The sequence below is a fragment of the Hominibacterium faecale genome, from assembly GCF_020734085.1.
Lineage (GTDB): Bacteria > Bacillota > Clostridia > Peptostreptococcales > Anaerovoracaceae > Hominibacterium > Hominibacterium faecale.
On the sequence record NZ_JAJAGH010000012.1, the window covers coordinates 32,210 to 55,612 of the forward strand.

The following is a 23,403-nucleotide window of genomic DNA, read 5'->3' on the forward strand; positions in this document are numbered from 1 at the left end:
TCCTTCCAACTATCTGCCTCAAAACAAAATTCGTACCTTTAACTTACCATAAACCTTGGGATTGGTCAGGGGTTGGGGAAAAACATGTATGCTTTGCATATATTGGACGGGCCGAATTGTAAAATTTACACATCTTTGCATTGAGACTACTGCTGGGAATAATCCCGCTGTCAAATTGCTGGCGCGCTGAACAACAAGAAGGATACGCAAAAACTCCGCCTTCACGGCGGAGCGGTTAAAATCGGGAACATGTTATTGGAAGAATAAGGCGTTTTCATTATGGTAAACCAAAAAACTTTTGTGCCGGGCCGATACACCACTGGCACGCTTGGCCTGCTATGTCCTGAGTTACAAGTTCTTTTTACAGATATCCGTACCGTTTCCTTTTGGCGGCAATAAAGCTGCCAGTCACGCCCAGGGCCAGCACTTCCGCCACAATGATCGAGCACCAGATGCCGTTGAGACCGAACAGTATCGGCAGAAAGATAATAGCTGATACTTCAAAGATCATCACTCGCACAAAGGATATAATCGCCGAAACGACGCCATTGCTCAATGCAGTAAACAGTGCGGAACCAAAGGTATTAAAACCTGAGAACAGAAACGCGATGGAAAAAACCCGCAGTCCATGGCTGGTCATTTGCCAAAGCTCCTGGTCATAGCCCACGAACAGCTTGGCCAGCGGCCCGGCAAAGGAAATAGCCGTTATCGCCAGAAGAAGTCCAACAACCGCTATGATCCGAAAGCTCTTTTTAAACATATTCTGCAGCTCGCATTTGTTCTTCGCACCGTAATGAAATCCGAAGATGGGAGCGCAGCCCACCCCGTATCCCAAATATATGGAGGCAAAGATAAAATGCACATACATGATTACACCGTAGGCCGCAATACCGTTTTCCCCCGCCAGCCGCATCAGTTGAAAATTATAGAGTACCGTGACGATGGACATGGAAATATGGGTCATCAATTCCGATGATCCGTTGATACAGGTTTTTAAAAGGATCGCTCCCATAAAGCGCGTTCTTCCCAATCGGAGGAGACTGGTATTCTCCCGCAGGAAATATCCCAGAGGAACCAGGCCGGCCACAAGCTCGCTCATGGCCGTAGCTATGGCAGCCCCGGCAAGTCCCCAATGAAACACAACAATAAAAAGAAAGTCCAGTACGATATTGGTACATCCGGCAGCCACTGTAATCAACAGGCCCATCCGCGGTTTTTCCGCAGTAATGAGAAATGCCTGAAAGACATTTTGCAGCATGAAGCCGGTCAAAGAAGCCATCATGATTCTCCCGTACAGAACACAGCTTTCCAGCAAGTCTCCTGATGCTCCCAGGAATCGGGAGATAGACGGCATAAAAACAAACCCTAACATAGAAATTGCAAGGCCGCCTCCAACCACAACATAGACCCGCATCGAAAAATATCGATTGGCTTTCTCATGCTCACCTTCTCCGAGGGTTTTAGCCACAATAGCGCTGCCCCCAGTACCTACCATAAATCCGAGGGCGCCAAGAATCATCAGTACCGGCATAATCAGGTTGATGGCGGCGAACTGGGTTTTTCCCACAAAATTGGATACGAACAAACCGTCTACCACGCCGTAGATGGAAATAAAGACCATCATCATGATAGACGGCAGTACGAACCGAAACAATCTTCCATATGTAAAATGATCGGATAATTTTATCTGCATAAATCAGCCTTCTCCTACGATTATTTCATCCCCCGCCCATTGATAGACGCCGTTTAAGCCCGCCTGCCGGGTAATCGTCTCCATATAGGCCAGCACCTCCTGGCCGCCTTCTTTACGGCTGACAATACGGGTTATACCGTCTTTGCCTACGATAGCCGGCAGGAATCCGTTTCGGACGATTTTTCCCTCTTCAACATGGCATAATGCGGCGATGGTATAGACGGCCTGCGGGTGAAATGGATAGGTGGGATAGTTTCCGTCTGGCACAAATCCGAACATCTCCATGCGTTTGCGCGCCCAGCCTTCAGGATCAAAATCCGCGGTTTTGGAACCCTTTTGGGCCTTAAAATCCGGCCGCAGCGACGGAACCCATGCAATGAAGTTATTCAGGCCATGATAGATAGCCTTGCCTTTATATAGCTCCACTCCTCGCAGCAAATGCGCGTGAGAAGCAAATACAACATCGGCCCCCGCATCAATGGCCGCATACGATACTAATTTTTCATATTCCGCCAGCTTAGCCGGTTTATGAACCAGCCCTTTATGAAAATAGACGGTCAGGATATCGCACCGGAGCCGCAGCGCTTCGATCTGTCGGATCATACTGCAAAAGGAAGTTACCTCCGGGCTGGTCTTAATGCTTGTCGGCGGTCCTCCCGGATTTGCCACATCGCCCAAATCATATTGGGTCAATATTTCCACATAAGCGCCGCCGGCCTTGTCCGGTCCTGCCCAGGCAGCCTTCGGCCCCGTGCAGTTAAAGTTAAGAAAACCAAAGCGAATGCCCTCTTTAACCATAATAACCGGGCGTTCGGCTTCCTCCTGATTCATTCCGCCCCCTGTATGGGGAATTTGATTTTGATCCAGCCATCCAAGAGTTTGGGCAATGCTCTCTGTTCCCCCGTCGAACATGTGATTGCCTGAAAGGGTGAGTACATCGAAAAAGTCTTTCAGCGGCTCCAGATTGGTCAACTCCCGATGAAGGTCGCCATAGGCGGCAATGTCGTTTCCATACATGACTTCCAGCTGACCTAACCGAATATCGGCGTTCTTTAATGCTTCTGCCACACCGGAAAAATACGCTGCGGAATCTTCTCCTAAAATAATGTCACCTCCGGCCAGCATTGTCAATGGTTTCATCTGTAAATTTTGTCCTTTCTTTCATTTCTTATTCAAACATAAAATGCTGCAGTAATTCTGTATCCTTCTTTCTTGGGAAATCCTTCAAATGCCAGCCGCTGTTGGTTAGCATCATCGTTGTTTTCCGATCCACCGTATAGGGCGGCCAGTCCATGGCAATATGCTCGCCGCCGGGGTTGCCCGATCTTGCGAAATTGGCCCAGCATCCCTGAATCTCATTTACCAGCTTACGGTCGGGATGATGGCCTTGTACCGGCTCATCAAAGCGCAGATCCATATGAACGGGGGTTTCCAGTTTGTCGTTGAAAAAAGGAATTTCAAAGAGGTGCTGCGCCCGGATCCGGGAGCCCTCGGGAATATAGTCGATATAGTACATATAGGTGTCTGCTCCCGATGCGCATTGGGCCTCCAGGGTGGACAGCACCGGCATTCGGATCGCCATATCGTTCCTGCAGTCCAGATAAGCCTCCCTCAGCGGCCGCTCTTTATCGTTATCTACGAATTGATTGATGAGCGTTTCATCAATGCGGTCGCCGAACAGATCGAGGATCCTCTGTTTCACCGCCTCATCAGGCAGACCAAAAGCTGCAGTATCGTACTCTCCCGATACGGTTCCCGACATGAGGGTAACTTGTCGGGCAATACCATTTTGCAAAGCTTGATAAGGCTTCTCTGGAATCAGATTTCCATCCCGCACAGAAGCAAAGGCCCTGGGGAAGCAGGGATTTTCAAAAATCTCCAGAGAATATTCCAGTACTTTTTCCGCCGGAAGCCGCAGCAAATCTTCCAGGGTTTCGGCTCCCGCAAGACGTGCGAATTCTTCTCCCATATTCCGGCTGTCGTCCAGGGTTTTCTGCGTCTTTTCAAATCCGGAGCTTTCGCAGATAGCCTTGCTGATATACTGATTGACCTCCGGGATGAGAAGCAGGGTTGCCGTGGAATAGGAGCCGGCCGATTGTCCGTAAACGGTAATGTTTTCCGGATCACCTCCAAAGGCCTCGATGTTTTCATAAACCCATTTGACAGCAGCCATCTGATCCAGGGTCTGCAGGTTGGGAGCATCCCGATATTCTCCCTTTTGGTCGAAGATGGTCAAATCCATGGAACCGAAGTTTCCCAGTCGGTAATTGATATTGACAAAGACCAGATCCCGGCAGTCGGCAGCGAATTTATCGTTGCAGTAATAAGGGATTCGATTGCTGCCGGTCAAATAGCAGCCGCCATGAATCCACAGCATAACCGGCTTTCCTTTTTTATCGATATCATCGGTCCAGATGTTCAAAGTGAGACAGTCCTCGCTCATTGGGGTGCCTTCCTCGTGTTCTTCCGGAAGAATGGGTTGATAGCAGATCGGGCCGAATTCAAATGCATCGATTCTTTCATCAGAAGTCTTTAAAGGCTCGGCTCGTTTCCATCTCTGCGGTGTTTTCGCATAAGGAATCCCCAGAAAATTAATGATGTCGTTTTGATCGATAAACCCTCGGTACTGACCGGTCTTTGCTTTGGCAATTGTATGTTTGCGCATTTTTTCCTCCAAATTGTATTACACAGCTTCTTCTTTTTTTATCTTCTTCACCACTTCGATATTGTCCTTTTTCATCTTTCTTAAAACGATCGCCAGAATAAATCCTATGAAACATAAAGCTGCAGTAAGGCCAAAGGTAATGGCGTAATTTCCTTCGTTGTCGCCGGATCGTCCAAGAACAGCAATCCAGGGAGCAACCATGGAGGCCAGCATAATCGCCTGATAGCAAATGGAGAAATTGAACCCATAGTATTTGGAACCAAACAAATCAGCGATCAGGGCCGGATAAGTGGAAGAATTTCCACCTGAAGCAAAGGACCCTAAGAAGATCAGAACGGTGAAAAGAACCACTTGCCCGGCTCCGATAAACATCAGTCCCACCATGGACAAGCAGCTAAGCGCCGCCAGAACAATGAGGATGTTCAGGCGTCCCACCTTATCGGCAACTGTGCCCCAAAAGAGCTTGCCCAGGGTTCCCATCAGAAACACGCCGCTCAGCATCCAGGCCGCTTTGCCGGCGCTCACCTGCACGATATCCTGGGCCATCCAGGCAAGCTGGTAATTTAAAATCTGTCCGGCCACATTAACCAGCAGCGGCATGGCAAAGGCAATATAAAACGCCGGGTCCTTGATCATCATCTTCCAGTCTTTCTGAACAAACCCGCTGTTGAGCGTCTCATCTTGATCGCCCTCATCTTCACCGGCATCGAATACGGGTTCATATCCCTTGGGAACGTAGCCTTCTTCTGGTTTGGGGAAGAAGAACAGCGCCGCCAGACCCATGATGGTAAACAGGATTCCGGTTACCAGAAACTGGTTTCCAAAGCCCAGGGTGTCGATCAAATATTGGGTAAAGGGGACAAAAATCATCGATCCGCCGGTGATGCCCATGCCGGAAATAGCGATGGCCGTTCCTTTTTTGTCAGGAAACAGCTTCGCCATATTTGCGTAAACAGCAATATAGACCACGGAACCCTGCCATGTAAGGAAGATCACGTCTGCAATACCAAAGGGCAGAACCGTCGTCGTCCATGCACAGATAAACTGACAGACCGCCAGCGAAAAGATAGCCGAAATAATCACCTTGGTGCTGCCGATTTTATCCAGCAGGTTACCTCCAATCAGCGAGAATAGCATGCCCGATGCAGTGGCCAAAGTAAAGATCATCGCCATGCTTTTATCTGTTGCGCCTCTGGTTTCAATCATGGGATTGACCATCAGACTCCAGGTACTGGCATAGGAAAGGGTCGACATCAAAACGATCCCTGCCGCCAACGCGATCCATCTTGTTTTATCGAGATTTTTCGTGCTCATTTGTAAACGCATTTTCTGTAGAACCTCCTTTTTCCTCATTGAGGTTAGTGAGACGATAACAACTTGATATTTCGAAACATCTTAGTGGTTTCACTATAGGAGGTTTTCATTATTGTTTCAATTTTTTAAATATTCCATCTGAGTTTTATGTGAAGATTACCCATTTCTCACAGCCAAAAATAGATGTTTTGCACAGGAAATGGTGTATTTCCTAAAATACTTCCTGCATGGCCGGTTCGCCGCGCTATACTCTTTTTATAATACAGGAAAGATTGATTCCACTGATATTTTCATAACCCCGACGTACTTAGAAGGAGGTATTAAGTATGTATCGACCATTCCCCAATTTAGGCGACATCCTGAAAAAAGAAGGTTCTTCCATTTTCGATTACTTTGACTTTGATCCGGACCAGCCCCCTTTCCCCACAAAAGAGGTGGCGGTTCTGCAGGGGTCCTGGTATGAAATGGGCCTTCAGTACGGCCAGCAGGCCAGAGATTCGCTCCATCGGAGGGTTGCCTTTTTCCTTCAGCTGGATCGAAGCAAGGCCGAAACTTATGATAAGCTGTATGATGATATGAAGGAATATATCGCTCATTACCAACAATTTTTTCCCGAGTTCGTGAAACTGCTCCACGGTATGGCAGACGGCGCAAAGCTGGGATTTCTTGATGTAGCGGCTACCCATACCATCTATACGCCGCTCTCGGAGCACAGCTGCAGCCACGTTTCCGCCTGGGGCAAGGCAACGGCTGACGGTGGAATCTACGGCGGCGCCAACTGGGATTATGAGGGAAATCTAAGAGTTTACGAGCCCGCTGTAATCGCTTATCCGGACAATGGCCACGCTTTTATCAGCGCCAGCGGCATTGCCACCAATGCCATGATCAACGACGCCGGAGTCATGGTCCTTTCTTCCGGATCCCAGCATAAACTGCCGAAAGATCACAAGGATATCGGTTTTCAATATATGGTGGGTTTTCTCTATATTTCTGCAAAGTGCGCCACCGCTGCTGAGGCCCGGGATGCATTACTGAACGCAAACATTGCCTGCAATATTGGAAACAACGTTCAGATCGTGGACCAGACTTTAGATGCTTTCATATTGGAGCATACGGCCAGAATGGATATCATGAGAAAGTCCGGCGATTACGGGGAGCAGGATTATCTGATCGCTACCAATCATTTTCTTGCGCCGGAAATGAAGCCTTCGCTCTATTCAGGTGATCAGGAATGGATCGACTGCCAGTACCGTTATGACACGGAAGAGCAGGTAATCAAGGAGAACTATGGGAAGGTCACACTGGATACGATTAACCAGGCCCTGGGAAGCACCCGCACCTTCGTCGATGGCAGGTGGGAGGATGAAATTTGGTCCATGGAACCCACCGCTGGTGTATCCAGAGGCGAATGGTCGCCGGAGAATGTGTCCGTAACCTGCAAATGTGTCAATAGAGGGTTGATTGATTTGAAAAAACGCACCCTTTATATCATCGCTGGCTGCGGCAATACCCTGGCTTCGGAGCGGCCTTATGCTGCCGGCACCGCATCGAGACTGGTACTGAAGGGTTCCCCAAAAGAGGTTCTGGAAAATTCCAAGATGCACGCTCAGGTGCAGTTGTTTCTGGCTGGCAAAGACCTGACAGGTCAAACCATGCCCGACCAGGACAAAATCGAGCGGCTCAACAAAGCCAAGTCAGCGCTGTATGCAGGACACAATTATATGAATCTGGCGGACTGTTCCCTGGACCGAAATGAAAGACTCCGTCTCTATGGAATGGCGGCTACCCGCTACAGCTATTGTCAGTGCATGGCGCAGCAGGCCATGGATGATCCCCAGAGAATTGTCCGGGAATCCTTTTATCTAGAAAGTTGGGAAGAACTGATCTAGTCCGGCTTTTATCGGCCAATAGAAACTCCCAGGCCTGCCTGCTGAAACAAATCGTTTTCAAGCAGCAGCCCTGTTTGCAGGAGTGCTCCCGGCAGCGCATGCTTATTCTTGAATTTCATAGGGTATTGGCTCTTGGGAAAAAACTTAAAACAAATTTAAGTTTTTACGCAGCTTTCAACGATTGCGCCCTCTCAATATCAGCCAGAGGCACCAAAACCTGCTTCTTCTCAAGATCAGGTCCCGCAAGCCCACAATTTTGCGAAAAAAATGCAAACTTTCAACAGAATTTTCCCGATTGAGTCAACATTCCTTGAAGGTGAATTTTTTTACGGCGCCTTCCCGTTTCGACGCTTGGCAAAGTTTGTGTGAAAACGGGGCTGATCGCATTGTCAATGCGGTCAGCCCCGTTTCTTCGTCTGTGTTGTCCAGTTGATTCAATTATAATTCAATGGCAAAAGCCCTTACTGGCGATCCGTCGGCTCCTTCCATTTTGAGCGGAGCAGCGATAAAGAACACCTCATCAGGAATTTTATCCACATCCACAAGTCCTAAAATACAAGGAATTCCCTTTCTGGAGAATACGTAATCTGGTAATTCCAAGTCAGCAGGTACATAGTCCATGCCGTCTCTTGGATCGCCGAACATGGGAGCATCGATCGCAAAAGCTTTGATCCCTTTATCGGTCAGATATTTGGCAGCTTCTACTGTGATAAACGGACTTTCCCAAGTGTAATTTTCTTTTGCTATGCGCTTGTCCCAGCCAGTAGCGATGATGCAGATATCGTCCTTTTCCAGTTTGTCCGCACCGGCTTCTTTCAGCATATCCACATCGATTCCGTAGAAAGGCTGTTCCTCGCAAGCAAATCTTAAAACACGAGCTTTTCCGGCAATCTTGTCCAGCGAAAGTTTCTCTACGCCATCATAGTCGTCCCACCAGTGTTTGGCGCATTCCAGATGGGTACCTGTGTGAGATGTCATTACCTGTTTATGGGTGATATAGCCGTTTGCTTCTACCGTTCCTACCCGTTCCATCTCATATGGCACATATGGTTCTCCATAATACCATAAATCTTCTTTCAGCGTGCAGCTTAAATCGTAAGTGATCATAGTCATCCTCCTTCTCTGAGCTATATTATACCTTACGGAAAAAATAATTTAAATTGGCCTGGAGTTTGATTTTATGCCGGAATTTGCCTTTTATGGTGTAGGTCTATGGTCATGAAGTTCTATACCGTAGAACTATTTCCAATATTCTTTATATTTTCTTTCCAGTTCTGCAGCTTCTCCCTCGGTTATGCTTCCATTGTTGACTGAAGGGCCTCCTTCTATTATCTTTATAAAACTGTCTCAGTAATAATGATCGTCATCAGCCCTGAATCCTTGAGCGTCACGTTCTCGGAGGGCCGGGGGGATGGGGCCAGGAGTCGAGGCTGGCAGCAAATCATCGTGATCTGCGGCCAGCAGCCTTCTCCACGATAATTTTAGGCCTTTTTCGCTGCCAATCTGCCTAAAAACAGCAGGAAATTATCGCTTTTCTAGCTATTTTTCTTTTCCCACGATGAAAATTCATCGCAAACCTAGACCAAAACAAGCTCGAGCGATTATTTTGCTTTTCACCCTTTATTAGCCCGGGCCCGAAGGGCCCGCTCTGAAACAGCCTTGACAAACTCAACGCGTATGAAAATGCTTCTTATTTCCAATAGTTTACAAAATGGGTCGAAAGAGGTACCGCTCCCCTCACCCAGATATTACCGCTATCCATAGACAAGTCCCCGTGCTATAATAAAAACCGTAAGAAGGATTTGATGAAGGTCCATCCTTTTTTTAATATTAACAGCAGATAAGGCGCCCGCAGCGGTGCCTTTTTGCTTTAAAGCCAACCGTTTTTTCTATTCAATTTGACACTTTTCTATTGACTTTCAAAACCCTCCATAGTAAAATAATTCTTGACAGTTTGGGGGATTAGCGCAGCTGGGAGCGCGTTTGACTGGCAGTCAAGAGGTCACGGGTTCGAGCCCCGTATTCTCCACCAAGAAAAAAAGAATGTTCAAAAACGAACATTCTTTTTTTTATGAACCTGCTGCAGGAAAATCGATTTGCCTCATACAGCCCCCTGGCAGGCCAGGACACTATTTATCCGAAAGAGTTTTCGGACAACCTCCTGATCATATCGCTCTATTTATCGGCCCAGGGGAATACCTGCCCGCATTTGGCGCAGGAATCCGGCCGTTCAAATTTTAGGTTTTTCGGGGTCAGATACACCATGCCATAATAGTGCCATTGCTTGATCAGATTGCCGCACTGGGGGCAGGAGTCGATCAGAGGCGCGCCGCATTCCTGACAACGCTCATCTTCTTTGGCTCTTCGATACGTGATATTCACGTGGCCGCTTTCGCATATTCTCGCATAGAAATTACTCATTACTTATCCTCCATCATGGATTCCACTTCGCTCATTCTTCCGCTGACCAGTTCTTCGGGAAGGCATACCTGCCCGCACTGGGGACACCTGCTGACTTTATGACGAAAGCTTTTTCCCAGATACGAAAACTGTACTTCCAGTTCCGCAAGCTCTACTTTACATTTATCACAAATCAGTCTCTGTTTTTCTTCCATTCCAGACAGCCTCCAATTCTATTTTCATTCTATGGGTATACAGGTTGTGGACTTCATAGCCCTGTTCCAAAGGCGTGTATTCCACCCAGCATGTGATATGCCCGATCTCCTTATATGCTTTGTAATGCCCTGTATTCGGGTCAAAGGTTCTTCTGCCTGTCGTTTCGGCGTTGTCAATGACCGCACATATATCCTCTTCAAGGATTTTTTGTTTGTTTACCTTTTCCCGGACTTCATCCTCCATGATGAGGGGGTATTCATTTTCATATGATTCCATTTTCGGTTCTTCTTTCCAGATCTCTTCGAGTAATCGCTTTTTTAAGGCGACACGGTTCATTCTCCTGCGGGTCAGGTCAGGCTGTGATCTTACTCCGTCAGGGTCAATACCAAAGAGGATATCCAGTATATGGACGGTCTTTTTTCCCCTGTCGCAGAAAATATCTTTACAATTTGAACAATACACAATATAAGGGGCCTCACTGAGTTCCATCCTCTGGCGGGCAACGTATTCTGCGAATTCAGGCGCGGCAACGCTTCCCATACCGCCAAACCCGCAGCAGCCGTGCTGGTCGCCCTTGGGCAGTTCACCGGCGCTGATGCCGGAAGCGGAAATAAGCGTTCGCACTGCCGATTGTACGTTCTCTTCATTGCGGGCAGAACACGGGTCAAAAATAGCATAGGAAGTCCCCTTGTCCTCTTTCGCGGCTTCATCAGGTTCAAATCCCCACTGCTCCAGTATTTCATACAAAGACACCGTCTCGATCTCCGGAAGATATTGCCGGATATGCTTTTGACAGGACATACAGGCCATGATTAACGTAGGTTTTCCCAGATCCATCCAGTCGCGTCTGAGGGCTTCAATTTCTTCCCCATGCTGCCGGCTGTTTCCATCCCAGTCCGCCGGCACGCTGCAGCACCTCAGCAGAATAGAAGTATCCGGCTGTTTGGAAAGCAGCCATTTATACGGTCTTAAAACATATTCCGGCTCCAATGCGCCCAGATTACATCCTGGGAAAAAGGCATAGTTGCCTTCCGTGCCCATGGTTTTTTTAAGCGCCGCGTACTCTCCGTTTGCAAAAGCCATATCGCGTATGAAATACTGCCTGTACGCTGCCGGCACTTTATCAGCATCATGCATTTTATGTCTTGCGTATTTCACCATGCCGCACAGGTCTATATGCTCGGGACAGCCTTCTGTCATCAGATCGCACCTGGTACAGGCGGCCACGTATTTTCGCGCCGGGGATTTATGAACAAGAGAGCCTGCGGGTTTGCAGGAGAGAAAAATCTCATCTCTCATTTTAACCGGCATTTTATCAAAGTATGCCACAAGGTCGCACTGAGCGGTGCAGGCGTCGCATTGGCAGCGTATGCAGCGCTTGGCTTCTGCGATACATTCCTCCTGATCCAGGATCTTTCCATCCTTTGGAATCACCGCCGGAGTATCGGTCAGCTTGTCTTGATCAGGCACACAGCCTGTCGGTTGGGCCTGCTTTGGATAATCCAGTTTTTTTGCTTTCAAAAACCCTTCTGCGGATGAAGCGATATTGATCCCGTCCGCCAGGGCATGCATCAGATCTTTGCCGCATACCTCGCCGCCGATAAACACAGCCGTATCGCCCACCGTCATATAACCGCCGGGGCCGCCGGTTTCTGTCTTTTGGTTCGGCATCGGCAGGCCAAAAGTATTTCCTCCTTTTCCCGTTGCCACATAAATAACATCAAAGGTCTCTCCGCCGCCTGAAGCATCCGGGGATTCCGAGCCGCCGTTTTTACAAAGTTTATGGATATCATCGATTTGGGTATTGAGCCTGAGTTCATAGTTTTCATTTGCAAATTGCAGATCAAACTCGGCCATGTATACGGATTCCTCCATCAGTTCTTTGAGGTGTCCGCCAATCCTGTCTTCTTTTTCAAAAACGGTTACCGGATATTTTTTGGAAGCCATGCGGAAAGCAAAGCCCATACCGGAAAGCCCGGCGCCGATGACTGCGACACTTTTTTTCTTCGCCGGAAGATTATATTTATTCGATGTTTTACGCGTTGCGCTTGCAACCACCGATTTCTCCATAAGTCTTACCTGCACCGGTGCGTCTATGCTCTTGCGTATACATACATTTTCACAATACGCAGGGCAGATTTCTGATACAATACCCGGGAAAACGACTTGATCCCGAATTGATTTATAGGCTGCATTAAAACGCCCCGTTGCAATTTTATCCTGGACGGTAAGAATATCCAGTTTGAACGGACATGCATCGGCACACGCGGGAATATCCCGCTCTCTGCATGTCTCAAATTGTTTATAATAATTTTGCATTTTTTTCTCCTTAAAGCTTATATAGGCCCGATCTTATCTTAGCCAAGCCTCTGAGCAAAAACATTATACCATAAAACTCTGCCTGCGGCCCGCCTTCTCAGATTTTGACAAATTATAGAACGGAGCGTGCAAATCACGCACGCTCCGCAGTTGAATATTTGGTTTTCAGATTACCGTAGCCTTATTTCCACTGAACGCCTTCCTTACCAAGTGAACCGAATTCCAGGTTTTCAGGTTTTGAAGGAGTAAGCGGATTATTTTTGATTTCCTCGATGGCATCGTAAAGATCCGATCCCAGGAAGTATGGCTCAGGTGCGTTGGGGTTTGGTTCTCCCTTAGCAAGAGCCTCCATTCCGGCTTTGATCTTGTCCGGTGTTGCCGGGAGCTCATGCACTCTTACGCCTACCGCATTATTAATGGCATTGATTACAGCCATGTGATCGGATGACTGGAATGCTTCGGAGGCTCCGGATGAACCGAAAGGACCTCTTGGGTCAGTACCGCCCACATCAACCGATACAAGCTTATCCGGAACATCCTTGATGTAAGGCACACCCGCGCCAAGCATGTTGGCATGTTTCTTAAGGTCATCGTAGTTTTCGCTGAGAGCGAATCCAATGGCGTGGGAAATACCACCGTTAACCTGACCTTCAACAGCCTGTATGTTACCAGGTTTACCGATCCAGTAAATGCAGGTCATACCTGTACATGTTGTCTTTCCTGTCGCGGTTTCTACATCAACCTCTGCCAGGAACAGCGCATATGTATATGTGTAAGTCGGGTTACCGCTTCCATCGTTCGGGTCAAGGTCGTAGAAGCAATCGTATTCGTCAGCTGTAGCCCAGTCTCCGTCGTATCTTGTCGGAATTCCTTCTGCAACCATTTCGTCATAAGTTCTGTAAGTACCGTCGGGCTTTCTCATTGCATCTGCGATATTCTTAGCAGCTACGATACTTGCTTTACCGTTGGCATAATGGGATCTGGAACCTGCAGACTCACCGGTGTTCGGACAGTATTTGCTGTCTGTCTGGATCAGCTTGATGTCATCCGGTGTAACGTCCGGGAAGTAAGGCTTGAGAGCTTCCAGCGTACAAATGAGGGAACCCTGGTCGCCGCCCTGTCCCTGATCCTGCCATGTATCGTATTTTCTGAACTTCGGTCTGTCTCCAGGCATCAGCTCGATGGCAACATGGGCTTCGTCAACCGCACCCAGGCCTACGTTATATCCGCCCCAGGCGATACCGACACCCTTCTTGATTTCGTCTGTTGATTCAGCTTTCGCCTTTGCAACAGCTTCCTCATACATCGGTTTTAATTTATCCATCATTTCTTCCATTGGATAATGGAGGAACGGATACTGGTTCAGATTGTCCTGTCCCGGTCTTGCGATATTCTTATATCTGATTTCAAACGGATCGATTCCCGCTTTTTCAGCCAGCATGTCCACCAGCGCTTCGGAGCATGTAAATGCCTGCGGAGCACCGTATCCTCTATATGCAGTACCGAAGGAGTGGTTTGTAGCAGCTACTCTTGAGAGACCTACCACATTGGGCATGTAATACGGGTAGAACATAAATCTTGAAATCTTAGTCAGTTTGTCGTCACCCAGTTCTAAGAACGGACCATGGTCCAGTCCTGCGTCAAATTCGCCGGCAACGAACATGCCGTCCTTATCGCAGGCAAGCTTGGCGTTGAAGTAAGCCGGAGAACGTTTGCCGGATACTGCCATGAACTGACCGTAATCCATCGACAGTGAGCAAGGCATGCCGGTAACCTTGGCAGCCATGCCGACCATGGAATAAGTGTGAGCACTCATAGCCCATCCGAAAGATCCTCCGGTCGGATTTTCGATAACTCTCAGTTTTTCAACCGGAACTCCGATCGCTTCTGCGATTTCATCTCTGTCAAAGTATAAGGTCATCGTCTTGCAGTGGATGCAAAGGTTGTCATCTTCATCATAGTATGCCTGCATAACATCACCTTCGATGGACATATGCGGCTCTCTGGATGAATAGAAGGAACCCTCTACCGAGTATGCAGCATCGCCGATGATTTCCGGAACCTTCTCATGATCGCCCTTGAGTACAGGAAGCTCGGAGTAAATGTTTTTACCGTATGTATCCGGCATCCAGTCATGGATTTTCTCAGCGTCCGGAGTAACAGCTTCCAGATAATTCATATATTCAGGCAGCGGCTCAAGTTCAACCTTTACTGCGTCTGCCGCGGCTTTTGCATGCGCTCTTGTGTCTGCGCATACCAGCGCAACAACATCACCATAATAAAGGATTTCATCTTCAGCCAAAACGTGATGCGCCTGCTGCATTTCAACCGTTCTTTCTGAGAAAGCATAGGTCATCAGTCTGTTTGCACCTTTTACATCTTCAGCAGTAACAATCTTTACTACGCCAGGCATTTTTTCCGCTTCGCTGCAATCGATGTTGATAATCTTCGCGTGGCTGTACTTTCTTGGCTGAACCAGTTCAACCTTGAGTGTTTCTTCCGGCATGTGCAGTTCTACATCATCACCGTAGTCGCATACACCGCAGGCCTTAGGCATGGCATTGGGTCTGATGAGCGGTTTGCCGTAGAAATCGCCTACATCCTTTGACCAGTCATAAGTAATATCGTCAAATGTCTTTTCTCCGCGCATAATCGCAGCCGCTTCCATAACAGCGTCCACAATCTGCTTGTAACCAGTGCATCTGCAGACATTTCTATGTTTCTGGAACCAATCACGAACATCTTCTCTTGTCGGGTTTGGATTGTCCAGTAGCAGCTGATAAGCAGATACAATAAATCCAGGTACGCAGAATCCGCACTGTACGGCTCCGAGATGTACCCATGCATACTGGAGCGGATGCGGGTTCAGTACTGTTCCGATTCCTTCGATCGTCATAACGGAACTGTATTCTTTAACATTCTTGATCTTTCTGGTACAGGAACGGATTACTTTTCCGTCCAGAATAACAGAGCATGCTCCGCATACGCCGGTACCGCAGCCTACTTTCGTTCCAGTCAGGCCCAGACGACGCAGTACGGATGCCAGCGTGTCCTTTTCGGGATCGCAGATGAACATACGGTCCGCGCCGTTGATGTTCAGGGTCATTTTCTTCAAATTCATAATAGCTTGCCTCCGATTTTTCCAATAAAACTTGTTTTAACTTGGTAACAATCTGAAAAAATAAAGACCCTCCGCTCATTTGTGCGGAAAGGTCTAGGTTGCGATCTGCTCCTCAAAACATATGTACTGCGCAGCTAAAGAAACCCTACATTCCAATCAGCTCGGCTGCTGCATATAAACGACTGCCGCAAAGCTGACGGTTTCGGCCTGGCTGCCAGATCATCCATCCTTTCCAAACACGGGAGGCCCACGCGTTTCCGCAGTGAACCCATTGGTCCCGATTCCATGCGTTCCGCAGCGAAGGAATTCGGGACTCGGATCTCTATCTTATCTGTTACATTGACAACATTTTATCAGTTTGTTCTCCTGTATGTCAACAGGAGAAACCATTATTTTTGTACTATTTTGCGATTTTACTGCAAATCAAGTTGCTAATTTTAAAATCCTTGAGAATTAATCTCATTTATTGTAAATTGGATATTTGTTTTGAGAAAGTTTTTTCTACTACTTTATACCCATTTTATGTCTTCCCGTTTTAACCGTTCCGGGATATGGAAGTATTCTTCCTGCTGGGGATAGCCAGCCATAAAAGCGCCGTAAAAGCTGTTGTTGTCCGGCAGCGGCGGCAGAAGTTCCCGGATCTGGGGGATCGCGTTGCACATTCTTGTCAAATAGCCGGCCCAGCAGGTTCCGATGCCTCTAGCTTGAAGGACCAGTTCGGCAGTGGTCATGGCGATGGCCGTATCGGCCGGCGAATTAATGGCGTTATTTCTTCCATAGCACAGAATCAGTATGGGCGCTGTTCCCATAACCACATTGTTGCCCTCTTCATATTCGCTGGCGATTTCCGGAGATGTTCCCGTTTCTTTCACATAGTCCAATATGTACCCCATCATTTTTTCAATCACCTCTTTGGAATCGATGACCATCCACTTGGCCGGATGCTGGTTTTTGGCGCTGGGCGCCCAGGCTGCCATTTCCAATGCGTGGCGCACCAGCTCCCGGTCGGGCGGCGTCTGCTTGAAATGGCGATAGGATCTTCTGGTCAGGATGTGGTTATCCAAGTCTTCGGCAAAGCCCTGGGAAAGTGCGGGCAAAGTTCGGTCAAGTACAGCCGGTTTGTCATCCCAGCAAATGGCGTTTTGGGGACATGCAGCCGCGCAGTGCATACATTTGAGACAAGCCTTTCCCTCTCTCAGCTGGGGCCTTCCATCCTTTTCCCCCAGCACGGTAAAGGGGCATACGGATACACATTTCAGGCATTCAACACACTTTTCCATATCAAATTTTATCATCATTCAACCTCCATTTAAATAATCTCATATCTGCATCCTTCAAAGGCCAGGTCAAACTGGCAGATGCCCTTGTACTTACAATAGGTGCAGGCGCTCACCTGACCGGATTTTTTCGGCTTTACGGCGATGTTCCCCGAAAGCAGCTCCTGGCACAGCTCGCTCACTGTCTCATCCACCTTTTCCTGCAGCTGTAAAAAGGTTTCCTCATCCAGCAGTTTTCCGGCCCCGGTCCCGGAAAAGCCCTTCTGTGTCTGGCGAATGGGAACCACGTCCGAATACCCGGAAAAATCTCCGGCAATGTCCCGGATCACCTGGGGATCATCCACCATGACCCCGTCCATCTTGCACGCTTTCTTTGCTTCCTGCTCCACCTTCTCCCCAAGCTCCTCGGGTTTGATCGCATCTGCGCTCACAGATGGTTCGCTGATGAGAAAGTAGAACACGCCGGCAGGCTCCCGCTCTTTTTGCTGGGCGGCTTTTAAATAAAGCATCAGCTGGAGGCGAAATCCCTTTTCTGCTTCATGGACACGGAAGGTTTCATTACCCGTCTTGTAATCGATGACCTTGACCCGGCCGTCATCCAACAGATCTACCCGGTCGATCTTACCTTCAATAAAGACGTCTCCCTGGCTGGTTTCTACTATCACCGGCGGGATGCTCCTTCCTCTGCCGAATGCCTGTTCAAAGGCAATGGTTCGGATGCTGCCCCGCCTTACATGGTCGATGAGAACCCAGCTGATTTCACTGCAAATCTCATGGAGCCGCTTGGTTCGATAGGCCTCTTCACTGCCGGAGGAGAGCATGCCCTCCCGGTACAAAAGCGCCTCCCGCGAAAGGATGCTCCCGATCTTTTTATCGCATTCCTCTTTTGACACAGTCATCCAGCGGGATGCGGGATCGTTCACCGGGATGCCGTCATCGGTCAGCCACCTGGAGATCTCCATCAGGCAGGTGTGATACAGATCGCCGATCTCCCGGCCGCCCATTTCATAGATTCGCTGCTCCTGGGGCCGCAGGCCATATCCCACAAAATGAGCAAAGGGGCAGCGACTGTATTGTTCCAGCCGGGACGGGCTGACCGTCATTTCCTGGGGCACCTCCTTTTTATAAAGGGCTTCCACGAAATCTCCTGATATATGCTCCTGCTCATTGGTGAAAAAGAGTCCTTCTTCCAGCTGAGCCAGATTTCGGTTTTCCCGGTACCAGGCGATGGCCGACTGCCACTGGGGATCCAGCTCGCCGCTGTCCATGGTCCGCCGCAGGGCCCCGGTCAAATGCTCCACAGCCGCCTTTTCCGCCTGCAAAAGCTCCAGGGGCTTTCCTCTGCTCACCAGGTCGGTTTCCACCTCAAGCCCCGGATAGATGCTCTGCAGCTTGTTAAATATGGGAGAGGGTTTCAGTTCCCGGCCGTCGCCGTCCGAGGCCGAATAGCTGATCCACAGCCGTGTCTTGGGCCTGGCCAGATTCTTATAGATGGCCAGTTTTTCTTCCTGGAGGCGGATCTCATCCACTTTGCAGATTTCGATTTCCTGCTGGGCCAGATAATGTTTTTCGTCCTCGCTTAGAATGCTGTCCGCAGGCGCCGATGCAGGCAGCAAGCCTTCATTGGCTCCCAGAATCAGCATCGCCTTCACATGTCCGCTCCTAGTCCGCTGCATGGTTCCCATGATCAAACCGTCAGCCGAAGGCGGCAGCAGGCCCACCTCGATGGATTCCAGCCCGGCCTTAAAAATATCACCGAAGCTGCCGGCCAAAATGGTTTCCTCGCCCACGATTTCCACGAACTGGTCCAATACATCCATCACCAGCCCCCACACTTGGGCGGTTTCCTCCGCGGCTGTGAGAAATCCCTGCTCTTCCTGTTTTCCAATCATCCCTTCCAGTTTTCCCGGCAGGCCGCAGTCCTCAGCCAGATAGGTATACAGCGCGCTCACCCGCTCCTTTACCGTAGAGCCTTGTTTGAATTTCTCAGAAAAGGTTTCGATCAGCGATACGAACCGGATGCGGGAATCCTCCAGCCGGGAAAGGGCTTCCTGTCCGTATTCTCCTGCGCCTCTGGTAAACGGTTTTTTCCACTTGCTTCCCCGGATGCGGAATTTCCTGGCGTAGTTTTCCAGCTCCTCGATTTCATCCCAGCCGAGATCCGTCAGTCCGGTTTTCAGCAGCCGGAACACATCCTCGCTTCGGTACCCTTTGCTGCTGATGTCCAAAAGGGACAGAATGAACACCGAGGCCGGGTTATGGAGGATGCTCTGTTTTTTATCCAAAAACAGCTCCATGCCGTACTGGGCAAAGATGCGCTTGACAATGGCGCCTCTGGTTTCCATGTCATTGCAGATGAGAATGATATCTTTGTATTCCATCCCCTGATCCCGGACTAAAGAAAGCACTTCCGCTGCGGCTGACTCTGCCTCGCTGTAGAGATTGGCCGCCCGCAGGAGGGTGATCCCATCGTGCTCCCCCGCTGCTTTGGACGGTATGGCATACAGCTCGTGCTCCAAATGGAGGATTGACGGCGCCTTATCTTCAATGGCATAGGTCTTTGGGATGGGGGATTTTTCCCACGGGATTCCAGCTTCCTCCGCCATTTTGCAGAATTTGTAGATGATGGTCCCGGGAAGGCCGAAGATCTCGCTGTCCCGCCCTCCTTCTCCGTAGGTGAGCACCAGATTCACATCCCTGGCCGTCCTCATCAGCTGCCCGATCACTTCCGTGTTTTTGGGTGTAAAAGAATCAAAACCATAAACCCATACGGAGGATTGGCCGATCTTCTTGGAGTCTGTGATCTTCTGCCCATAGAGGCTCACATAGTCTTCCGTATCCAGATACTTTCCTTTTATATAGGCCTCGTAGCTTTCAAAGACCAGTCCGATGTCCTTGAGCTTTTTCCTCAGAAAGGTATCCTCCCCCAGTCCCTGGGCAATGGCTTCCAGCTCCTGGGGCGTGGTTCCGTACTGCTTTAATTCGGAAATAAAGTTGTTGACCATTTCGATGAAGGACTGCTTTTTTTCCAGGCCCCGGTAGATCTCCAATTCTTCTCTGCGTTCAGTGAGGATTTTGGTCAGCAGCATGTGGCGCCCGTACTTATCGATGAGGGCCGTGCGTCCGCCGCCGGTTTCTGCCAGCACCTTCAGTCCCAGCCTGGAAATGCTCACCACTTCCAGGTCCATCAGGCCCCGTGCTCCCAGATAAAAAAAGGCATCCCGTTCCGCTTGCAGGGTAAACTGGTCCGGTACAAGCAGCAGGGTTTTGCCTTTTATGGAATCGAATATGAATTTGTCTTTGTTGATCTGTTCGCGGCCGTAATAGATATGCAGCATTAACCGTTCTCCTCCTTGGATGATGTCACCGTGTGAATTCTTGAAAGATATCGGCCACGCTTTCGATTTTATCCGCTTTGTACACTTTGCTTCCGCAGAATACGAGGCCGTTTTCCAGGTCCCCCATGGCCGCGTTGATCAGCCCCTTGGTAATGCACCTGGGGTCCTCGCCCGTCCGCTTTACATAGGGACTTTCGATCACCCTTCCCGGGAATCCTTCAGGGCTTGTAATGATTGTAACATCCTTTTCCCTGCAGTTCAAATAGGCATTCTTGAATTCTTCGCAGGCATCACATTCTCTGGTGGTGACAAACCGGGTTCCCATCTGGAATCCGTCCGCACCGTAGGCATAGGCTTTTTCTGCGTCCTCCCGGCCGTAGATGCCGCCGCAGACGATGAGCGGACAGTTGTCCAGCGCCTCAAGCTCGCCTTTGATATCGGCGATGTTTTTGTAAAAGTCCTCTGCCGCCGCCTCCATCTGAAATTCTTTCACACCCAGATAGCCTCCGGCCAGGGGGCCTTGGAAAATAAAGCCGTCCGGTGTCCGGTTGTATTTTTTTGCCCAGTTGCGAATGATGATGTTGGCCGCCCGTTTTGAAGAGACGATGGGTACCAACGCTATTTTTTTGTCCTTGCAGCAGCGGGGCAGGTTGGTGGGCACCCCGGCTCCGCAGATGATCACTTCTGCTCCGGCCGCCGCGGCAGTCTCCACGTAGTCCTGCAGATGGCGGGACGACCACATAACGTTGACGCCGATGGGTCCCCGATTTTCACAATCCTTCACCAGCTCCCGGGCCCGCCTTACTTCCCGCGTTAAAATCCGTTTATTGGCAGTTAAGGGATCGCTGCTGTAATCGGGCTCGCGAAATCCGATCTTGGATGCGGCGATGATCCCCACTCCGCCTTCCTTTGCCACGGCTGCGGCAAGCGTGCTCATGGAAAGGCCGATGCTCAGGGCTCCCTGGAAAATGGGCACCGGCACCAGAATTTTTCCCAGCTTGATGGGCTTTAGGGTAAAAGGTCCCGGATCCCTTGCAGGAGGATGCTTGCGCATCAACAGGTATTCATTGATGTTGTCGATGGATTCAATGAACTTTCCCACCTGGTCCTCCGGAATCTGGGAAATGGCTTCGCTGATCATGGCTGTGTGAAAGGCCTCGTGCTCCCGCACGGCCGCCGCCCCTTCATCGGTCAGGCGGATTTTCACGATCCGCCGGTCCTCAGGAATGCGAAAGCGTTCCACATAACCCTTTTTCACCAGCTTGTTGATGGCTGCGGTAAGTGTGCTGACATTGATCTTCAGCGACGCGGCCACCTGGCTCATGGTTTTGGTTTTACCCTCGCCCACAGCGGCCAGGGTATGGAGCTCCGTTATGGAGAGGTCTCTGCGGGTGGATCCCTGGATCGCCTTTTCTTCCAGCTTTAAGACGACATTAAACAGGTTCACTAAAATATCATTGATTTTTTTAACGTTATCCACCTTGGATGCTCCTTATTCAAACATAAACATGATCTCACATTTGCAGGCCAGCTTGTCGCCCACATAGGCTTCCGCCTTACCGGTACCGGCCCTGCTTCTCAGCTTTTCAAAGTGAACCTTGAGGGTCAGCGTGTCCCCCGGAACCACCTGGTGCTTGAATTTGGCCTCTTTGATGGAGCCGAAGAAAGCCAGCTTGCCCTTGTTTTCCGGCAGGGATAAAACCGCGATTGCTCCCGCCTGGGCCAGGGCTTCCACTTCCAGCACGCCGGGCATTACTTTTCTTTCCGGGAAATGTCCCTGAAAATAGTATTCGTCCTCCCGCACGTATTTGACGGCTGTGATGGATTTTCCCGCTTCCATTTCCAACACTTCGTCAACCAGAAGGAAAGGTTCTCTATGGGGAATGATTTCTTTGATCTGTTCCTGATTCATCAACATGGTATCACCTTATTTCTCGAATTTCTTAACAATAATGGACCCGTTATGGCCGCCAAATCCCAGGGAATTGGAGAGGACATACGTCAAATCCGCGTCTCTTCCTTCATTGGGAACATAGTCCAGCGTCAGCTCCGGATCTGGCTTTTCAAGGCCGATGGTGGCCGGTATAAATCCATCGTTGATGGCTTCTACGCAGAATACGGTTTCGATTCCGCCCGCTGCTCCCAGCAGATGGCCGGTCATGCTCTTGGTGGAGCTGATGGGTACCTTGGTATCGTCTCCGAAGATCTTTTTAATGGCATTGGTCTCAAAGAGGTCGTTATATGGAGTTCCCGTACCATGGGCATTGATGTAGTCGATTTTGTCCGGTGTGATGCCGGCTTCCTGAATGGCCAGCTCCATGGCGTCGGCCGCGCCTTCGCCGTCCGGAGATGGCGCTGTGATGTGGTAAGCATCGCAGGTTGCTCCGTATCCTACCATTTCACCATAGATTTTGGCGCCTCTTGCCAGCGCGTGCTCCAGCTCTTCCAGAATCAGGAATCCTGCTCCTTCTCCGAGAATAAAGCCGTCTCTTTCCACATCGAAAGGAGTGGAGCACCTTGCCGGGTCGGTTCTGGTGGACATGGCTTTCATATTGGCAAATCCCGCGAAGCAGACGGGCGTAAACACCGATTCGGCTGAGCCTGCCAGCACAACGTCCGCATAGCCGTGCTTGACATTGCGGAAGGCTTCTCCCACGCTGTGGGTTCCTGCGGCACATGCGGAAACTACGCCGAAGCAGGAGGCTTTGGCGTTGAACTTAATGGCCAGGTTTCCGGCTACCGCGTTGGGCATGACCATGGGCACCAGCAGGGCCGAAGCTCTGGTCACATTATCCTTTTTTACACATTTGGTTACTTCTGCTTCCAGAGTGGTGATTCCGCCGATTCCCGTTCCGCCGAATACGCCGAACCGCTGGGGTTTTACGTTTTCACCGCTGACAATCCCCGCATCCTGCACTGCCTCTTCCGCTGCCGTAAGGGCCAGCTGAGATGATAGGTCCAGCCGCTTGGCTTCCCGCTTGTCTCCGAACTGAAAATCTTTGACTTCCGCACCCATCTTTACTTTGTGGGGGGTGATATCAAATCGGGTGATCTCTCCGATTCCGTGTTTGCCTGCTTTGATGCTGGCCCAGGAATCCGCGACGTTAGTTCCAACAGGAGTAACTGCTCCTCTTCCCGTAATTACAACTCTTTTTTCCATTTATCCAAATC

General features: G+C 49.6%; 15 protein-coding genes, 1 tRNA gene and 1 riboswitch. Of the genes, 2 read left to right on the top strand and 14 right to left on the bottom strand.

Annotation, left to right across the window (positions count from 1 at the left end; translation table 11 throughout):
* Positions 1 to 361: 361 nt before the first annotated feature.
* Genes LG211_RS15880 through LG211_RS15895 form a run of 4 tightly spaced genes read right to left on the bottom strand, consistent with a single transcriptional unit; the run spans position 362 to position 5,684 of the window.
* Positions 362 to 1,693, bottom strand: coding sequence for an MATE family efflux transporter (locus tag LG211_RS15880; protein WP_269477977.1), 1,332 nt, complete (start codon positions 1,691 to 1,693; stop codon positions 362 to 364).
* Between the two features lie 3 nt (positions 1,694 to 1,696).
* Positions 1,697 to 2,833, bottom strand: coding sequence for a CapA family protein (locus LG211_RS15885; RefSeq protein WP_269477978.1), 1,137 nt, complete (start codon positions 2,831 to 2,833; stop codon positions 1,697 to 1,699).
* Positions 2,834 to 2,861: 28 nt separating this feature from the next.
* A complete protein-coding gene (locus tag LG211_RS15890) occupies positions 2,862 to 4,358 on the bottom strand; it encodes a carboxylesterase/lipase family protein (protein ID WP_269477979.1) in 1,497 nt (498 codons plus the stop codon).
* 18 nt (positions 4,359 to 4,376) lie between these two features.
* The gene (locus LG211_RS15895; protein WP_269477980.1) at positions 4,377 to 5,684 is read right to left on the bottom strand and encodes an MFS transporter; all 1,308 of its coding nucleotides are present in this window, start codon (positions 5,682 to 5,684) and stop codon (positions 4,377 to 4,379) included.
* A gap of 314 nt (positions 5,685 to 5,998) precedes the next feature.
* Here LG211_RS15895 and LG211_RS15900 point away from each other — a divergent pair, with 314 nt between their 5' ends.
* Positions 5,999 to 7,561 (top strand): C45 family autoproteolytic acyltransferase/hydolase, encoded by a 1,563-nt coding sequence (locus LG211_RS15900; protein WP_269477981.1) that lies wholly within the window; start codon positions 5,999 to 6,001, stop codon positions 7,559 to 7,561.
* A 438-nt stretch (positions 7,562 to 7,999) separates the two neighbouring features.
* Here LG211_RS15900 and LG211_RS15905 read toward each other — a convergent pair whose 3' ends face one another.
* Complete coding sequence (locus LG211_RS15905; protein ID WP_269477982.1) at positions 8,000 to 8,668, bottom strand: cyclase family protein; 669 nt, start codon at positions 8,666 to 8,668, stop codon at positions 8,000 to 8,002.
* Positions 8,669 to 9,517: 849 nt separating this feature from the next.
* Here LG211_RS15905 and LG211_RS15910 point away from each other — a divergent pair.
* Positions 9,518 to 9,593, top strand: a tRNA-Ala gene (locus tag LG211_RS15910).
* A gap of 143 nt (positions 9,594 to 9,736) precedes the next feature.
* Here the strand turns inward: LG211_RS15910 and LG211_RS15915 are convergent.
* From LG211_RS15915 to fabF, 9 genes are all read right to left on the bottom strand, one after another.
* Positions 9,737 to 9,982, bottom strand: a complete 246-nt coding sequence (locus LG211_RS15915) for a DUF2321 domain-containing protein (RefSeq protein WP_269477983.1) — start codon at positions 9,980 to 9,982, stop codon at positions 9,737 to 9,739.
* The gene (locus tag LG211_RS15920; RefSeq protein ID WP_148396797.1) at positions 9,982 to 10,176 is read right to left on the bottom strand and encodes a DVU_1557 family redox protein; all 195 of its coding nucleotides are present in this window, start codon (positions 10,174 to 10,176) and stop codon (positions 9,982 to 9,984) included. Before LG211_RS15920 ends, LG211_RS15915 begins: the two co-directional genes overlap by 1 nt.
* On the bottom strand, positions 10,148 to 12,496 hold the full coding sequence (locus LG211_RS15925; RefSeq protein WP_269477984.1) for a pyridine nucleotide-disulfide oxidoreductase/dicluster-binding protein: 2,349 nt from the start codon (positions 12,494 to 12,496) through the stop codon (positions 10,148 to 10,150). The genes LG211_RS15920 and LG211_RS15925 overlap by 29 nt, the downstream gene beginning before the upstream one ends.
* Before the next feature lie 181 nt (positions 12,497 to 12,677).
* On the bottom strand, positions 12,678 to 15,617 hold the full coding sequence (locus LG211_RS15930) for a molybdopterin-dependent oxidoreductase (RefSeq protein WP_148396799.1): 2,940 nt from the start codon (positions 15,615 to 15,617) through the stop codon (positions 12,678 to 12,680).
* Between the two features lie 209 nt (positions 15,618 to 15,826).
* Positions 15,827 to 15,949: riboswitch (molybdenum cofactor riboswitch) on the bottom strand.
* A 177-nt stretch (positions 15,950 to 16,126) separates the two neighbouring features.
* The gene (locus LG211_RS15935) at positions 16,127 to 16,915 is read right to left on the bottom strand and encodes a nitroreductase family protein (protein WP_148396800.1); all 789 of its coding nucleotides are present in this window, start codon (positions 16,913 to 16,915) and stop codon (positions 16,127 to 16,129) included.
* Positions 16,916 to 16,926: 11 nt separating this feature from the next.
* Positions 16,927 to 20,232 (bottom strand): PD-(D/E)XK nuclease family protein, encoded by a 3,306-nt coding sequence (locus LG211_RS15940; protein WP_269477985.1) that lies wholly within the window; start codon positions 20,230 to 20,232, stop codon positions 16,927 to 16,929.
* A 25-nt stretch (positions 20,233 to 20,257) separates the two neighbouring features.
* Positions 20,258 to 21,712: a nitronate monooxygenase gene (locus tag LG211_RS15945; RefSeq protein ID WP_148396802.1), complete on the bottom strand. Its 1,455-nt coding sequence runs from the start codon at positions 21,710 to 21,712 to the stop codon at positions 20,258 to 20,260.
* A 12-nt stretch (positions 21,713 to 21,724) separates the two neighbouring features.
* Positions 21,725 to 22,150, bottom strand: coding sequence for a 3-hydroxyacyl-ACP dehydratase FabZ (gene fabZ, locus LG211_RS15950; RefSeq protein WP_148396803.1), 426 nt, complete (start codon positions 22,148 to 22,150; stop codon positions 21,725 to 21,727).
* A gap of 9 nt (positions 22,151 to 22,159) precedes the next feature.
* Positions 22,160 to 23,392 (bottom strand): beta-ketoacyl-ACP synthase II, encoded by a 1,233-nt coding sequence (gene fabF / locus LG211_RS15955; protein WP_269477986.1) that lies wholly within the window; start codon positions 23,390 to 23,392, stop codon positions 22,160 to 22,162.
* Positions 23,393 to 23,403 lie beyond the last annotated feature (11 nt).

Coding starts and splice junctions, on each gene's coding strand:
- LG211_RS15880 (WP_269477977.1), bottom strand. CDS start 1,693: ATGCAGATAAAATTATCCGATCATTTTACATATGGAAGATTGTTTCGG.
- LG211_RS15885 (WP_269477978.1), bottom strand. CDS start 2,833: ATGAAACCATTGACAATGCTGGCCGGAGGTGACATTATTTTAGGAGAA.
- LG211_RS15890 (WP_269477979.1), bottom strand. CDS start 4,358: ATGCGCAAACATACAATTGCCAAAGCAAAGACCGGTCAGTACCGAGGG.
- LG211_RS15895 (WP_269477980.1), bottom strand. CDS start 5,684: ATGCGTTTACAAATGAGCACGAAAAATCTCGATAAAACAAGATGGATC.
- LG211_RS15900 (WP_269477981.1), top strand. CDS start 5,999: ATGTATCGACCATTCCCCAATTTAGGCGACATCCTGAAAAAAGAAGGT.
- LG211_RS15905 (WP_269477982.1), bottom strand. CDS start 8,668: ATGATCACTTACGATTTAAGCTGCACGCTGAAAGAAGATTTATGGTAT.
- LG211_RS15915 (WP_269477983.1), bottom strand. CDS start 9,982: ATGAGTAATTTCTATGCGAGAATATGCGAAAGCGGCCACGTGAATATC.
- LG211_RS15920 (WP_148396797.1), bottom strand. CDS start 10,176: ATGGAAGAAAAACAGAGACTGATTTGTGATAAATGTAAAGTAGAGCTT.
- LG211_RS15925 (WP_269477984.1), bottom strand. CDS start 12,496: ATGCAAAATTATTATAAACAATTTGAGACATGCAGAGAGCGGGATATT.
- LG211_RS15930 (WP_148396799.1), bottom strand. CDS start 15,617: ATGAATTTGAAGAAAATGACCCTGAACATCAACGGCGCGGACCGTATG.
- LG211_RS15935 (WP_148396800.1), bottom strand. CDS start 16,915: ATGATGATAAAATTTGATATGGAAAAGTGTGTTGAATGCCTGAAATGT.
- LG211_RS15940 (WP_269477985.1), bottom strand. CDS start 20,232: ATGCTGCATATCTATTACGGCCGCGAACAGATCAACAAAGACAAATTC.
- fabZ (WP_148396803.1), bottom strand. CDS start 22,150: ATGTTGATGAATCAGGAACAGATCAAAGAAATCATTCCCCATAGAGAA.
- fabF (WP_269477986.1), bottom strand. CDS start 23,392: ATGGAAAAAAGAGTTGTAATTACGGGAAGAGGAGCAGTTACTCCTGTT.